10 protein-coding genes are annotated in these 14,614 nt (G+C 74.0%); 6 read left to right on the top strand and 4 right to left on the bottom strand.

All coding sequences use genetic code 11. The features are described from left to right. Nucleotides 1-89 precede the first annotated feature (89 nt). Nucleotides 90-2,882, top strand: coding sequence for an AAA family ATPase (locus J7E86_RS27605; protein ID WP_215085390.1), 2,793 nt, complete (start codon nucleotides 90-92; stop codon nucleotides 2,880-2,882). Nucleotides 2,883-2,903: 21 nt separating this feature from the next. On the opposite strand, the gene J7E86_RS27600 is transcribed toward J7E86_RS27605, so the two are convergent. Continuing rightward, nucleotides 2,904-3,878, bottom strand: a complete 975-nt coding sequence (locus tag J7E86_RS27600; protein WP_215085388.1) for a Ku protein — start codon at nucleotides 3,876-3,878, stop codon at nucleotides 2,904-2,906. A 32-nt stretch (nucleotides 3,879-3,910) separates the two neighbouring features. Here J7E86_RS27600 and ligD (J7E86_RS27595) point away from each other — a divergent pair, with 32 nt between their 5' ends. Continuing rightward, nucleotides 3,911-4,813: a non-homologous end-joining DNA ligase gene (gene ligD, locus J7E86_RS27595; RefSeq protein ID WP_215085385.1), complete on the top strand. Its 903-nt coding sequence runs from the start codon at nucleotides 3,911-3,913 to the stop codon at nucleotides 4,811-4,813. Between the two features lie 11 nt (nucleotides 4,814-4,824). On the opposite strand, the gene ligD (J7E86_RS27590) is transcribed toward ligD (J7E86_RS27595), so the two are convergent. Next, nucleotides 4,825-5,781 (bottom strand): non-homologous end-joining DNA ligase, encoded by a 957-nt coding sequence (ligD, locus tag J7E86_RS27590; protein ID WP_215085383.1) that lies wholly within the window; start codon nucleotides 5,779-5,781, stop codon nucleotides 4,825-4,827. A 57-nt stretch (nucleotides 5,782-5,838) separates the two neighbouring features. Next, nucleotides 5,839-6,861, bottom strand: coding sequence for a PHP domain-containing protein (locus tag J7E86_RS27585; protein WP_215085381.1), 1,023 nt, complete (start codon nucleotides 6,859-6,861; stop codon nucleotides 5,839-5,841). A gap of 885 nt (nucleotides 6,862-7,746) precedes the next feature. Between J7E86_RS27585 and J7E86_RS27580 the strand changes: the two genes are divergently transcribed. Beyond that, nucleotides 7,747-9,165: an NAD(P)/FAD-dependent oxidoreductase gene (locus tag J7E86_RS27580; RefSeq protein ID WP_215085379.1), complete on the top strand. Its 1,419-nt coding sequence runs from the start codon at nucleotides 7,747-7,749 to the stop codon at nucleotides 9,163-9,165. 3 nt (nucleotides 9,166-9,168) lie between these two features. On the opposite strand, the gene J7E86_RS27575 is transcribed toward J7E86_RS27580, so the two are convergent. Further along, nucleotides 9,169-10,596 (bottom strand): lipase maturation factor family protein, encoded by a 1,428-nt coding sequence (locus J7E86_RS27575; protein WP_215085377.1) that lies wholly within the window; start codon nucleotides 10,594-10,596, stop codon nucleotides 9,169-9,171. A 70-nt stretch (nucleotides 10,597-10,666) separates the two neighbouring features. Between J7E86_RS27575 and J7E86_RS27570 the strand changes: the two genes are divergently transcribed. The 3 genes from J7E86_RS27570 to J7E86_RS27560 form a co-directional block, all read left to right on the top strand. After that, nucleotides 10,667-12,772 carry a SpoIIE family protein phosphatase gene (locus J7E86_RS27570; RefSeq protein ID WP_215085375.1) on the top strand — a complete coding sequence of 702 codons (2,106 nt, stop codon included), beginning with the start codon at nucleotides 10,667-10,669 and terminating at the stop codon, nucleotides 12,770-12,772. A gap of 113 nt (nucleotides 12,773-12,885) precedes the next feature. Next, nucleotides 12,886-13,911, top strand: coding sequence for a CinY protein (locus J7E86_RS27565; protein ID WP_215085373.1), 1,026 nt, complete (start codon nucleotides 12,886-12,888; stop codon nucleotides 13,909-13,911). An 89-nt stretch (nucleotides 13,912-14,000) separates the two neighbouring features. Next, nucleotides 14,001-14,614 (top strand): methylmalonyl-CoA mutase family protein (locus tag J7E86_RS27560; RefSeq protein WP_251019775.1); only part of this gene is annotated, 614 nt, incomplete at its 3' end.

Raw genomic sequence — 14,614 nt, 5'->3', positions numbered from 1 at the left:
GCTCCCGGGTGGTGCGTCCTGTGAACCCTGCCCCTTGACCCGCCGACGGGACTAGGCTCGCCTCACCACACCTCCTGGGAGACATCGCCATGTCAGGGCAACAGCGTGAACGGAACGCAGCCGCCGCCCTGTTCGAGCGGGAGCTCGAGCTCGCGACAGCGGAACAGGCGGTGCGCCGCCTGTGCGGCCACGCCACCGAAGGGAGGGACCGGCTCGGGGGTCTGCTGCTGTACAGCGGCGAAGCGGGCCACGGCAAAACGGCGTTGCTGACCGAGCTGCGGCGCATCGCGGCCGAGATCGGCCAGTGCACCGTGCTCTTCGCCCGCGGCAGCGAGTCCGCGCGCTCCGTGCCCTTCCACGTCGTGCGCCAGCTCCTCCAGCCGGCCCTCGCGCCGCTGACCGAGTCGGCCCGGCAGCAGCTGCTCAGCAGCTGGTACGACATCGCGGGGCCCGCGCTCGGCATCGCCCCGCCGAGCGGCCCGCAGGACCCGCAGGGCGTGCGCGACGGCATCGACTGGCTGGTCACCCAACTCGCCCTGAAGAGCGAGCCGGTCATGCTCGTCATCGACGACGCGCACTGGGCCGACGCCGAGTCCCTCGCCTGGCTGACCGCGTTCACCGTGCGGCTGCGCGAGATGCCCATGCTCGTCGTCCTCGCCTACCGCCCCCGCGAACTGCCCGACCACACCCCCGCCTTCCAGGACCTCGTCAAGGACGGCCGCAGCTCCCGGCCCGTGGAGCTGCGCGCCCTGACACCCGACGCCGTGGCCGCACTGGTCCACGCGGCGTTCGGCAGCAAGGCGGACCCGCCGTTCTGCCGCGAGGTCTGGGCGGTCACCGGCGGCAATCCCTACGAGGCCGTCGAGCTGATCGCCAAGGCGCGGGACCGCGATCTGAAGCCGACCGAGGAATCCGCCGCCCTCCTGCGCGACCTGGGCGCCTCCGCCCGCGGCAGCGGACTGGTGGCCCGCCTGGAGCGGCTGGGCACCGCGGCCACCCGCTTCGCCTGGGCCGCCGCCGTCCTCGGCACGGAGATCTCCCCGGAGCTCGCCGCCAGCCTCGCGGGCATGGGTCCGGCGCAGGGCGCCGAGTGCGCGGACAAGCTGCGCAAGGCCCGTATCCTCACCGGCGCCGGACCGCTCGAATTCGTGCACCCGCTCATCGCCACCGCCGTCTACAGCGCGATCCCGGCGGCCACCCGCACCGCGATGCACGGCCAGGCCGCCTGGGCGGTCACCGAGGCCGGCCAGGGCGCGGCCGCCGCCTCCCGCCACCTGCTGGAGGTCCACCCCGATCACGACGCCGAGCTGGTCGAGCAGTTGCGGTCGGCGGCTCGGGAGCATCTCGCGGTCGGCGCGCCCGACGCGGCCCGCCGCTGCCTGGAGCGTGCCCTGCGCGAACCGCCGCCCGAGGAGGAACGGGCGGCGGTTCTGTACGAACTGGGCTGCTCGGCGCTGCTCACCTCGCTGCCGGCCACTGTCAACCACCTGAAGACCGCCCTCGCCCTGCCGCACTTCCCCGAAGAGCTGCGCGTCGACGCCACGTACCGGCTCTCCCAGGCGTACGCCCACAGCAACCGGCTGGAGGAGGCCGCCGAGGTGGTGGCCGTACAGGCCGCGCGGACTCCGCCGGGCCCCGGCCGGATGCGGCTGCAGGCCGCCCACTATCTGTGGAAGGGCATCCAGATCGAGGAGGAGGACGCGCCCGCCCGGTCCCGCCGCATCGCCGAGCTCGCCGACCACCTGCGCGGCCGGGACAACGCCGAGCGGGCCCTGCTCGCGCTCCGCGCCTTCGACGGCATGCTCCGCGGCGAGAACGCCCTGGACGTCGTGGGGCGCGTCGAACACTCCCTGGTCGAGGGTCGGCTGGCCACCGGCATGGGCTGGACCAACACCGAGTGGGGCTTCGAACTCCCCAGCATCATCGGCATCAGCTACGCCTACACCGACCGGCTCGACGCCGCGAAAGAGATGTTCACCGAGGCCGTGCGCGCCTTCGAGATCTCCGGCTGGAGCGGTGCGCACCTCGCCTTCGCGCACGCGTTCCTCGGTCTGGTCCACCGCCGTCTCGGCGATCTGGAGGTCGCCGAGACGGTGCTGCGCGAAGGACTGCGGCTCGCCGCGCGCCTCGGTCCCGGGCTGCCCATCCACTGGGACGGCACCTGTCTGCTGATCGACACCCTGCTCGCCCGCGGCCATGTGGAGGAGGCGCAGGCCGTCGCGGACGAGAACGGCTTCCGGGCGCCCTATTCACCGGCGGTCGTCCTGCCGGACGCCGCGTGCCTGGCCGGGCGGCTGATGCTCGCCCAGGGACGGACGAAGGAGGCCATCGCCGAACTGGAGGCGGCCGGGCGCAGACTGGAGGAGCGCGGCCGGCACAACACCCTCTGGGCTCCGTGGGCCCTCGACCTCGCCATCGCGGTCGCGCCCGAGGACCCCGAGCGGGCCCGGACCCTGGCCGACCGGGCCGTGCGGCACGCCGGCCGGTTCGGCACCGACACCGCCGTCGGTGAGGCACTGCGCCTGGCGGCCGTCGTCGCCGGGCCCGAGGACGCCCTGCGCAAGCTCGATCAGGCCGTGGGGCACCTGCGCAGGTCCCCGTGCGCGTACGAATTCGCGGCGGCCCTCGTCGACCACGGTGTGGCCCTGAAGCGGGCCGGCCGCGCGGCCGAGGCGGCGGACCGTCTTCGCGAGGGCCTGGAGCTGGCCGAGAACTGCGGGGCGAGCGGTCTGGTCAGGACGGCCCGCGCCGAGATCGGCGTCGTGCGCCAGGAAGCCGTGTGCCAGGAAGCCGTGCGTGAGGAAGCAGCGCACGGGGAGCCCGTGCACGGGGAAGCAGTGCACGGGGAAGCCGTGCGCGAGGAGGCCGGGCCGGCGGCGTGAGCGCGGTGCGGCGACGCGGCGTCAGGACACGCGGCGGCCCGTCTTCTTGGCGGCGGTCTTCTTCGTGCTCCCGGCCGCGCCGCTCTTGGCCGTCGTCTTCTTGGCGGTGGAGGCGGTCGCCGTCTTCTTGGCCGCGGTGCGCTTCTTCGGCTCGGCGGCCTTCTTCGCCGTGCGCCGGGCCGGCTTCCCGGCCGCCGGCTCCTTCGCGGCCTTGTCCCCGGACTTCCGTCCGGCCGTGTCGATGGACGCCTGGAGGGCGGCCATCAGGTCGATGACATTGTCCGGCGCCGGCGCCGTCTCCCTCTTGGGGACGGGCCGGTCGGACAGATGGGCGTTGATGAGCTCGGTCAGGGCGACCTCGTACTCGTCCTCCAGCTCGTCGAGGTCGAAGTCCTCCGAAAGCGTGTCCATCAGGCTCGTGGCCATCTTCAGCTCCTGCGGCCGGACCGTCACGGAGGAGGGCGGGGCGAGGCCCTGCCTGCCGCGGATCTCGTCGGGCCAGTACATGGTGTGCAGGGTCAGCAGGTCTTCGTGGACCCGCAGCACCGCCAGCGACTCCCGCGTCCGCAGGGCGATCTTGGTGACGGCCACCCGTTCGGTCTGCTTGAGGGTCTCCCGCAGCAGTACGTACGGCTTGTTGGCCGCCGCGCTCTCGGGCGCCAGGTAGTAGGAGCTCGCGAGCTGGAGGGGGTCGATGCGGTCGGAGTCGACGAACGCCAGCACGTCGATGAGCTTCTTGCTCGGCAGCGGCAGTCCCGCGAGCTCGTCCTGGGTGACGACGGCGGTGTGCCCTTCGTCGTCCTCGAAGCCCTTGGCGATGTGCTCGTAGTCGACCGGCTCGCCGCAGGCGTCGCAGACGCGCTTGAGGTGGATCCGGCCGCCGTCCTTGTCGTGGACCTGGTGCAGCTTGACGCCGTGCTCCTGGACGGCGGAGTACAGCCGTACGGGTACGGACACCAGACCGAACCCAATCGCACCCTTCCACATGGTTCGCATAGTTTTATCCCTCCACGGGGAATTCCTACCTTATGCCCGCATCCTCGGACCGGCAGGCGGTGGAGATCGAGGGCCACCGGCTGGCGCTCTCCCACCTCGACCGGGTCCTCTTCCCCGCCTCCGGTCACACCAAGGCCCAGGTGTTGCACTACTACGCCCAGGTCGCCGCGGTCATGGTGCCGCACACCGCCGGCCGTCCCGCGTCCTTCGTCCGTGCCCCCGAGGGCCTGGAGGGCCAGAGCTGGATCGCCAAGAACCTGCCGGGCGGAGCACCCGGCTGGGTGCCCGTGGTCACGGTGGAGCACCGCGACGGTGCTACCGAGCAGGTCGTGATCGACTCGACCGCGGCCCTGATCGCGATGGCGAATCTCGGGGCCTACGAGGTGCACGTCCCCCAGTGGACGGCCGCCGCCGGCCCCGGCGCCCACGACCGCCTCGTCCTCGACCTCGACCCGGGGCCGGGCGCCGACCTCGTGCTGTGCTGCCGTATCGCCCAGCGGCTGCGCCAGCTCCTCGCCGACGACGGCCTGACCGCCCACGCGGTCGTCTCCGGCTCCAAGGGCCTCCACCTCTACGCGGCCGTACGCCCCGCGTCGGGCCGGGCCACCTCCGCCTACGCCAAGGAGCTGGCCGGGCGGATGCGGGCCGAGCACCCCGGGCTGGTGGTGGTCTCCATGGCGCGTGCCGAGCGCGCCGAGAAGGTCTTCATCGACTGGTCGCAGAACGCGAGCGCGAAGACCACGGCCGCGCCGTACACCGTCCGGCTGCGGGAGCGGCCCGGCGTCGCCGCACCGGTGACCTGGGACGAGGTCGCCGCCTGCGAGAGCCCCGACGACCTGGCGTTCACCCTGGAGGAGGTGGTCGGCCGCGTCGCCGCCCACGGTGACCTGCTGGCGCCGCTCACCGGCGACGACGCCCGCGCGCCCCTGCCGTGAGGGCTCGCCGGTCAGCCGAGGCGGGTCAGATCGGGGCGCAGCCGGTGCCAGGTCGGGTGCCTCAGGTGGCCCGCCGGGGTCCAGTTGGAGAAGGTGATCTCGGCGATGAGCCGGGGTTCGACCCAGTGCGCGCCCGGTGCGTCGACCGGCCCCGCGAAGGGTGAGTCGGCGCGGGCGAGCACGTGCAGGTAGCGGGCGAGCTCGCGCCGTTCGCGGTCGGAGAGCCCGGAGCCGACGGAGCCGGCGTACCGGAGCCCGCCGGACTCCTGCAGCCCGACCAGGACCGCGCCGGGCAGCCCGGCCAGGGCGCCGCGGCCCTCCGCCCAGCCGCCGATGACCACGTCGATGGTCGTCACGTGCTTGGTCTTGCGCCACTCGGGTGACCGGGCGCCCGGGGTGTACCGGGAGGTGAGCCGTTTCGCCAGGACGCCCTCGAAACCGCTGCTGAGCGTGGCGTTCCACGCCTGCCGGCCGTGCCCCTCCATGTACGAGGGCACCGACCAGTGCGTACCGCCGAGGCGGAGTCCGGCGAGGACGGACCGGCGGTCGCGGTAGGGCAGGTGGATCAGGGACTCGTCATCCAGATGCATGATGTCGAACAGCATGAGGTGGACGGGGTACTCCATCGCCAGGCCGGCGGCGCGGCGCGGGTTCATGACGCCCATGCGGCGTTGCAGCAGGCCGAAGTCGGGCCGCCCCTGCGCGTCCAGGACCACCACCTCGCCGTCGAGGACCGCCGCCCGGCGGCGGAACCGCTCTCCGAACACCCTCAGCTCCGGATAGGTCATGGTCGCGTCGTTGCCCGCCCGGGTGACCAGCCGTACGGTGCCGTCGCCCGGTGCGCTGACCACGCAGCGCACCCCGTCCCACTTGACCTCGAACGCCCAGGCCGCGTCCTCGCCCTCGGCGGGCAGTGGGCCGGGGGTGGCGAGCATCGGCTGGATCACCGGGAGCGTGGTGGGTCCCATGCCTTCGATGATCCTGGGGTGCGGGGCCGCCCGCAGGTCGGCGGCCGCCGGGCCGGGTCACCGAGAGCGGGTCCACTCCTGCAGCTCCCGCAGCCCCCAGGTGGTGACGATCCGCTCGGCGGGTACGTGGCACTCCTCGGCACGGGCACAGCCGTGGATCTGCCAGTCGAGCTGACCGGGGGCGTGGGCGTCGGTGTCGATGGAGAAGAGCACGCCCGCGTCGAGCGCCCGGCGGATCAGCCGGCGGGGCGGGTCGAGCCGCTCGGGGCGGCTGTTGATCTCCACGGCGGTGCCGAAGCGGGCGCACGCGGCGAAGACCATCGCCGCGTCGAACTCCGACTCCGGCCGTCCGCGCCCGGCCAGCAGCCGGCCGGTGCAGTGCCCCAGGACGTCCACCAGCGGGTTGGCCACGGCCGCGACCAGCCGCTGGGTCATGCTGGGGGCGTCCATGCGCAGTTTGGAGTGGACGGAGGCCACCACGACGTCCAACTCCTCCAGCAGCGCCGGTTCCTGGTCGAGGGAGCCGTCGGTGAGGATGTCGCACTCGATGCCCGTCAGCAGCCGGAATCCGCCGCGCTCGGCGGCGAGGCGGTCGTTGACCTCGGCCACGACGCCGAGCTGTGTGCGCAGCCGTTCGGGCGAGAGGCCGCGGGCGATGGTCAGCCGGGGGGAGTGGTCGGTGAGCACTGCCCACTCGTGTCCGAGGTCGCGGGCCGCGCGCGCCATCGCCTCGATCGGGCTGCCGCCGTCGGACCAGTCCGAGTGCATATGGCAGTCGCCGCGCAGCGCCGCCCGCAGCCGCTCGCCGCCCTCGGCGAGCGGTGCGGCCGCTTCCTCCTCCAGCCGCGCCAGATACCCCGGCACCGCGCCGGACACGGCCTCGGCGACCACGGCTGCGGTCTTGGGCCCGATCCCCTTCTCCCTGGTCAGCGTCCCGCCTGCGGTCCGCTCGCGAACTTGCTCGGCAGGCATCGCGGCGATCACGTCGGAGGCCGTACGGAACGCCTTGACCCGGTAGGTGGGCGCCTGCGAGCGCTCCAACAGGAAGGCGATCCGATCCAACGCCGCCACCGGGTCCATGCCACCACCTGCCTTGCGGGCTGCTCGTGCTTCCTACGGTGCGGGATGGGGGCGCGGCGCGCATGTGGTTCTCCCGGGCGGGGCGGGCGGCGCCCGGCAACCGGTCCCGCCACGGGGAGGGCGCCTTCCGGCGGTGCCGGACGGATCCCGGCCCTCGCCCCCCGCCGCAGCGGTGTTCGGCCACGCCGGTGGCTGTCGGCGGTGCGGGGCCCCGGGCCTGCCGGAGCGTCCGGCGCGCCGGCCTCCGGCGGTGCCCGGCGGCTACTCCCGCACCGGGGTGTGCGGCCACCCTGGCGGTTCTCGGTGGTGCCGATCCCGCAGGGCTCACGAGGGTGCCGGTGTGCCGGATTCCTCGGCTGGTGTCCGGCGACCGCTCCTGCCGAGGGTGTTCGGCCACGCCGGTGGCTCCTGGCGGTGCCGGGCCCACCGGATTCACCAGGGCCTCGGCGCGCCGGGCCGTCTCGGGTGGTGCCGGGCGGTCACTCGCGCCGCAGCGGTGTTCGGCTGCCGCAGTGGTGATGGGCCGGGCTCCGGGCCTGTCGGCCGTGCCGCCCTCCGGTGGTGCCCGGCGGCCACTCCCGCCGCAGCGGTGTTCGGCCACGCCGGTGGCTCAACGGCGGTGCCGGGCCCGCCGGATTCACCAGGGCCTCGGCGCGCCGGGCCGTCTCGGGTGGTGCCGGGCGGTCACTCGCGCCGCAGCGGTGTTCGGCTGCGACCGGGGCCCCGTCCCCGGGCCTGCCGGGGCCCGCCCGCCCCCGGTGAGCCCGCCCACCCCGTGGCTCCGGCGGTATCGCCCCGTCGCGCAGCGGTACCCGCCCATCGTCACCCCCCCCCGGGGAGGGGGACCCGTGCGTAGCCGTCCCCCTCGCAGGGGAGGTTGCGGGCATGAGTCATGCCGATATCACCGCTGCCGCCGGCCGGAGCCGGGCGGTCGTGCTCGGGGCGGGGCTGGCCGGGATGCTGGCCGCTTCCGTGCTCGCCCGTCACGTCGACGAGGTCGTGATCGTCGACCGGGACCGGATGCCGGAGGGGGCCCGGCCGCGCAAGGGGCTGCCGCAGGCCCGGCACGCGCACCTGTTGATGTCCGGCGGGGCGCGGGCCGTCGAGTCCCTGCTGCCGGGGACGATCGAGCGCTGGGTGAGCGCGGGTGCCCGGCGGATAGCACTGCCGACGGGGCTGGTGGTGATGGGGCCGCGCGGCTGGTTCCCCCGGTGGCCGGGGTCGCAGTTCCTCATGGCCTGCACCCGTGACCTGCTCGACCTCGTGGTCCGGGAGCAGGTGCTGGCCCTGCCCGGGGTCACCCTGCGCGAGGGCACCGAGGCCGTCGCGCTGCTCGGTGACGCCCGCCGGGTCACGGGGCTGCGGGTCCGTGACACCGGCGCCGGTGCCGTCGAGCAGCTCGAAGCCGGTCTGGTCGTCGACGCCTCGGGCCGTGGTTCGCAGGCCGCCCGCCGGCTGTCCGAGCTCGGGCTGCCGGTCGTCCACGAGGAGACCGTGGACTCGGGGCTGGTCTACGTCACGCGCATCTTCCGGGCGCCCCCGGACACCGACCGGTTCCCCGTGGTCAGTGTCCAGGCCGACCCGCACGGCCGCAGGGCCGGCCAGGGCGCGACCCTGGTGCCCATCGAGGGCGGCCGGTGGCTGGTGACCGCGTCCGGTACGCGCGGGGCGGAACCCCCGGGCGGTGCCGAGGAGTTCGAACCGTTCGTACGGGCCCTGCGCGACCCCCTCGTCGCGGACCTGATCTCCCGCGCCGAGCCGCTGACGGACGTGGCCCTGACCCGGAGCACCGTCAACCGCCGCCGGTTCTTCGAGCGTCTGCCGTCCCCGCCGGAGGGGTTCGTCGCCCTCGGCGACGCCGTCGCCACCTTCAATCCCGTCTACGGGCAGGGCATGTCGGTGGCGGCCCACAGCGCCGTCGCCCTGCGCCGCGTCCTGGACGAGCGCGGCGCGGACTCCCCGGGGCTGGCCGGGCGCGTCCAGCGGGAGGTCGCCCGCGCGTCGGCCGGCCCCTGGGACCTGGCCACCGGCGAGGACATGAACTACCCGGGGGCGATCGGCGAGCGCCCGCCCCTGGCGGCCCGGCTGCTGCGCGGCTACGTGCAGCGGCTGATGTGGGCCGCGACCGGCGACCCGGTCGTGCTGCGGGCGCTGATGGACGTGATGACGCTGTCCGCGCCGATGAGCGACCTGATGAAGCCCGCGGTCGCGCTCGGGGTGGCGCGCGGTCCCGGCCGCGCGGCCCAGCGCGAGCCGTCGATCACCGCCGCCGAGCTGGCCCTGTGCGGGCTGCCGCCGCGCTGAGGGTCAGCGCCGCAGGGCCACCGGCGGCAGGAACTCCCGCTCCGGCGTCCGGTGCCACCAGGCGCCGGTGGCCCGCAGCTCCCGCCAGGTGGTGAAGCGGTAGAGGTAGAGCCGGGCCCGTACGTGCGTGGGCGGCGTGCCGGGGAAGGGGTTGTGGCGCAGCAGCCGCAGCGTGTCCCGGTCGTTGACCAGCAGCCGCTCGACGAAGGGCCCGAACCACGACTGCGCGTAGACGGGGGAGATGCCCGCGAACCACATCATCCAGTCGAGCCGCAGGTGGTACGGGGCGTACTGGCGCGGCACCCGGCGGACATCGCCGGGCTTGCCCTTGAAGCCGTACTCCCGCCACACCGTCTCCGGCCCGACCCGGTCCGCGTCGGTGCCCTCGACCACCACCTCGTAGCGGCTGCGGTTGACGCTGCCGAAGGCCCCGTAGGTGTTGACCAGGTGGAAGGCGTTGAACGACATGTTCATCCGCTGCTGCCGCGAGAGCATGTTGCGCACCGGCCACCAGCTCAGGACGAGCACGAGCGCGGTCGCGGCGAGGACGAGGACCTCGTACCAGACGGGCGGGCCGGGCAGCGGCGCGTGGGAGGGCAGGGACAGCGCGTCCGCCATCCCCGCGCCGTCGACGGCGGCGAAGGCGAGGACGATGGTCACCCAGTTCAGCCACGCGAAGTTGCCGGAGACGACGAGCCACAGCTGGGTAAGGATGATGATCCCCGCGGCGACGCTCGCCACCGGCTGCGGTGTGAACAGCGCGAGCGGGACGACCAGCTGCGCGACGTGGTTGGCGGCCACCTCGACGCGGTGCACGGGCCGGGGCAGCCGGTGGAAGAACCAGCTCAGCGGGCCGGGCATCGGCTGGGTCTCGTGGTGGTAGTACAGGCACGTCAGGTCCCGCCAGCAGCGGTCCCCGCGGATCTTGATCAGCCCGGCGCCGAACTCGACGCGGAAGAGCAGCCAGCGCATCAGCCACAGCACCAGCACCGGCGGGTCGGTGCGGGCGTTGCCCAGGAAGACCGCGAGGAAGCCCGCCTCCAGCAGCAGCGACTCCCAGCCGAAGCCGTACCAGGTCTGGCCGACGTTGACGATGGACAGGTACATCACCCACAAGGCCGCCCACATCACCATCGAGGTCCACAGCGGCACCGCGTCCGCCGCGCCGGCCACGACCGCCGCCGACAGCAGGGCGCCCGCCCACGCCCACGCGGCGAAGAAGCGGTCGGAGTAATGGAGCTGGAAGGCGCCCGGGGCACGCCAGAACGGCAGCCCGCGCACGAAGCGCGGCACCGGCAGCATCCCCCGTTCGCCGATGAGCGCGCGGAACTGCAGGGCGGCCGCCAGGAAGCCGGCCAGGTAGAGGGCGGCGAGCCCGCGCTGCACGACCAGGCGGCTCAGCCACGCCCCGGACACCGTGAACCACTCCATGACGTATCCGTACCACTTATGAGCGTACAGTCACATCGAATAAACGGACAAAAGGTGTCAGAGTGGCTCTATGGTTGATCGGGGAGCGACGCCTGCCGCCGTGCCGGACGCCTCGGCGCCGGACGACTGGCCCGCCCGCCCGGAGCAGGCCCTTGCCCTCAACGACGTGGGCACCTTCGACTGGGACCTCGGCAGCGGCCGGCTCCACCTCGATGCCACGGCCCTGAAGGTGCTCCAGCTGCCGCGGGAGCACTTCGAGGTCCGGATCGAGGACGTCACCGGCCGGCTGCCGCGCGCCGACGCCACCGGGCTCGACGCCCTCATCGCCCGGGCGCTGAAGGACGGCAGCAACGCCTACAGCGCCTACTACCGGGTCCGCACCGACGGCGGCGACCTGCGCTGGGCCTACAGCCAGGGCCGCATCCAGCGCGACAGCGGCGGGCGCCCCTGCCGCGTCATCGGCATCGTCCGGGACGCCACCGAGGAGCTGAGCCACACGGCCCGGCGCGAGCCGGAGGAGGACAGCCGCAACCAGACCACCGTCGTGGAGACGATAACGGCGGCCCTCGCCCACGCCCGAACCGTCCGGGACGTCATCGACTTCTTCCAGGACTCCCGGGCCGTCCAGCACCTCGGCTCCGACCTGCTCGTCCTCGGCCTCGTCGAGTCCGGCCGGATCCACATGGTCGCCGAGGGTCCGGGGGAGCACTACATCCCCGGCACGCGCTACACCCGCATCGACGACAACTTCCCCATGAGCGAGGTCATCCGCACCCTCTTCCCCCGCTTCATCGAGTCCCGCGAGGACTTCGCCGCCTCCTACCCCTGGCTGTGGGAGAACATCAAGGACGTCGGCATCTCCTCCGCTGCCTACCTCCCGCTGATCGCGCAGGGGCGCCCCATCGGCGCCCTCGGCCTGCTCTACCGCGACTCCCGCGGCTTCACCCAGCAGGAGCGCAACCTCTTCATCGCCCTCAGCAGCAGCCTCGCCCAGGCCATCGCCCGCGCCATGCTCTTCGACCAGGAGCACGACCTCGCCGAGGGCCTGCAGCAGTCCATGCTCCCGCGCCGGATCCCCGACATCCCCGGCGCGCAGATCGCCGTCCGCTACCGCGCCGCCCGGATGGGCCGGGACATCGGCGGCGACTGGTACGACGTGATCCCGCTGCCCGGCGGCAGGGTCGGCGCCGTCATCGGTGACGTCCAGGGCCATGACACCCACGCCGCCGCCGTCATGGGCCAGCTGCGCATCGTCCTGCGCGCCTACGCCAGCGAGGGCCACGCCCCGGCCACCATCATGGCGCGCGCCTCGACGTTCCTGCACGAACTGGACACCGACCGCTTCGCCACCTGCGCGTACGCCGAGGCGGACCTCTCCACCGGCGTCCTGCACATCGTCCGCGCCGGCCACATCGACCCCCTGCTGCGGCACGCCGACGGCACCTCGCGCCGGCTCCCCGTCGCCGGCGGGCTGCCGCTCGGCCTCTCGGCGGAGTTCGGCCGGCTCGACTACCCGATGACCACCGTGGAACTGGATCCCGGCGAGACCCTGCTGATGTTCACCGACGGCCTCGTCGAGCAGCCCGGCTCCGACCTCGACGAGGGCATGCAGCTGCTCTCGCGCATCGTCGCCGAGGGCTCGTACGACCTCCACGAACTCGCCGACAAGCTGTGCGACGTGGTCGAGGAGCGCGTCGGCGAGGACGACATGGCCGTCCTCCTGCTGCGCCGGCAGGGCGCCGGCGCCCGGCACGGCGGCCGCCTCCAGCAGCACATCGCCCCCGCCGACCCCGACGCCCTCTCCGCCGGCCGGCACATGATCCGCGCGGCGGTACGGGCCTGGGGCGCCCGGGAGCGCTCCGACGAGATCGAGCTGGTCGCCGACGAACTGGTCACCAACGCCCTGCTGCACACCGACGGGGCGGCCGTGGTGACGATCCGTATGCTCACCGGCCCCGAACGCCGGCTGCGGGTCGAGGTGGAGGACCGCTCCAGCGTCCTGCCGCGCCGCCGGGAACCCGGCGAGTCGGGGGTGTCCGGGCGCGGGCTGCTGCTGGTGGACCGGCTCGCCGACGTGTGGGGAGTGGAGTCGCGCGGCACCGGCAAGTCCGTGTGGTGCGAGTTCATCGTGCCGGGGCGGCACGAGCTCGCGGAGCCCGCCCCGGAGCCGGGCTGAGGGCGGGGCAACGGGAGCGGCACGGGGCGAACCCGCGCGGAATTGTGTATTCCGTCGCGCACCGGTCCACTGTCCTCCACAACCCCTCACACCCGTCACGAAGGCTTCACACGATGCTGACCTCCAGACCCGCCCCGATCCGCCGCCGCGTGCTCGCCCTGGGCCTCACGGCGCTGGCCGTACCGCTCCTGACCGCCACTCAGATTCCGTCGGCGTCGGCCTTCGGTACCGTGCGCACGCTCGGCCAGCACGCCGAGCACGAGAACATCACCCGGGCCGCACTGGCCTGCCGGCCGGACGCCCGCAGTGACGGCTCGTGCTTCGAGCCCCGCTCCCTGGACCAGATCGCCGGCCGCGCGGGCACCTTCGGCGCCGTCGGCGCGCCCGACTCCGACGAGAGCCTCACCCCGGCCGCCCACTGCGACAACGCCGACCACCTCGCCGCCTTCGGCTACCCGCGCACCCGCGAGCAGGCCACCCGGCAACTCCAGGCATGCGTCACCGCGCTGCGGACCCGCTTCGAGGAAGGCGTCGGCGCCGCCGGCGGCACGGTGCGGGCCGACGGCACCCTCGCGGCCGCCGAGAGCGACCTCGCCAAGGACTGCACCTTCACCCTCGGCGCCCCCGGCCGCGACAAGTGCGAGGCCATCGAGGGCCTCGGCCGTGCCCTGCACGGCGTCCAGGACTTTTACTCACACAGCAACTGGACCGACAAGCCCGCCACCGACCGGCCCACGGGCAAGGACAACCCGCCCGGCCTGAACCTCCCCGCCCCGTCCCCGCTGCTCGCCCTCGCCGACGGACGGCCGTTCCAGCCCTCCGCCGTCCCCGCCGACCTGACCACCGGCTGCTTCTCCGTCCTCCTCGGCTGCTCCGGCCGCGTCCAGCACGGCGACCTCAACAAGGACAAGGGCGTCATCGACCCCGCCACCGGCGCCACGAGCGCCCCGGCCACCCCGCGCGGGAAGACCGCCGGCAACTTCGACCGCGCCGTCCACGGCGCCGTCACCGACACCCGCCGCCAGTGGGCCGACTTCCGCACCGCACTGATCCGGAGCTACGGCAAGGAACGCGGCGAACGCATCGCCTGCGTCCTCACCCACGACACGCCCCAGCGCGACTGCGCCCCGGCGAACTGACCGGAGAAGCGGGGGAGCCGCGGCGAAGAGGCAAAGGTCACAGCCCCCGCCACTGCTGCCGGGCGCACCGGCTCCCCTAGCCTTCCCCCATGACGGTCCTGCCTGACGAAGGCTTCCCCCTGGCCGCCGAGTTCCCGGACACCTCCCGCGAGCAGTGGCAGCGCCTGGTGGAGGGCGTACTGCGCAAAGCGGGTGCGGCGGATGTATCCGGCTCGGCGGCCGAGAGCGCGCTGGCCACCCAGCTCCAGGACGGGCTGGCCACCAGCCCGCTGTACACCGCCGAGGACGGCCCCGCCGCCCCCGGCTACCCGGGCTTCCCCCCGTTCGTACGCGGCGGGCGCCCGGAAGGGACCGCGGTGTCCGGCTGGGACGTACGCCAGCGCCACACCCATCCCGACCCCCGGCGCGCGAACGAGGCCGTGCTCGCCGACCTGGAGAACGGCGTCACTTCCCTCTGGCTGACCGCCGGCGCCCAGGGCCTGCCGGCCGGCGGCCTCGCCACCGCGCTCGACGGCGTCTACCTCGACCTCGCCCCCGTCGTCCTCGACGCCGGAGCGGACTTCGAGGCCGCCGCCGGGGAACTGCTGCGCCTGTACGACGAGCGGGACGTCCCGCGCGACGCGGCCGCCGGCAACCTCGGCGCCGACCCGCTGGGCACCCTCGCCCGCACCGGCGGCGACGGCGACCCGGCGGAGCCCCTCGC

It is taken from the genome of Streptomyces sp. ISL-11 (assembly GCF_018614525.1).
Lineage (GTDB): Bacteria > Actinomycetota > Actinomycetes > Streptomycetales > Streptomycetaceae > Streptomyces.
Note: the sequence above shows the minus strand (reverse complement) of the source record. Positions and strands in the feature narration are given on the sequence as shown.

Coding starts and splice junctions, on each gene's coding strand:
- J7E86_RS27565 (WP_215085373.1), top strand. CDS start 12,886: ATGCTGACCTCCAGACCCGCCCCGATCCGCCGCCGCGTGCTCGCCCTG.
- J7E86_RS27580 (WP_215085379.1), top strand. CDS start 7,747: ATGAGTCATGCCGATATCACCGCTGCCGCCGGCCGGAGCCGGGCGGTC.
- J7E86_RS27605 (WP_215085390.1), top strand. CDS start 90: ATGTCAGGGCAACAGCGTGAACGGAACGCAGCCGCCGCCCTGTTCGAG.
- J7E86_RS27575 (WP_215085377.1), bottom strand. CDS start 10,596: ATGGAGTGGTTCACGGTGTCCGGGGCGTGGCTGAGCCGCCTGGTCGTG.
- ligD (WP_215085383.1), bottom strand. CDS start 5,781: ATGGGACCCACCACGCTCCCGGTGATCCAGCCGATGCTCGCCACCCCC.
- ligD (WP_215085385.1), top strand. CDS start 3,911: ATGCCCGCATCCTCGGACCGGCAGGCGGTGGAGATCGAGGGCCACCGG.
- J7E86_RS27600 (WP_215085388.1), bottom strand. CDS start 3,878: ATGCGAACCATGTGGAAGGGTGCGATTGGGTTCGGTCTGGTGTCCGTA.
- J7E86_RS27585 (WP_215085381.1), bottom strand. CDS start 6,861: ATGGACCCGGTGGCGGCGTTGGATCGGATCGCCTTCCTGTTGGAGCGC.
- J7E86_RS27570 (WP_215085375.1), top strand. CDS start 10,667: ATGGTTGATCGGGGAGCGACGCCTGCCGCCGTGCCGGACGCCTCGGCG.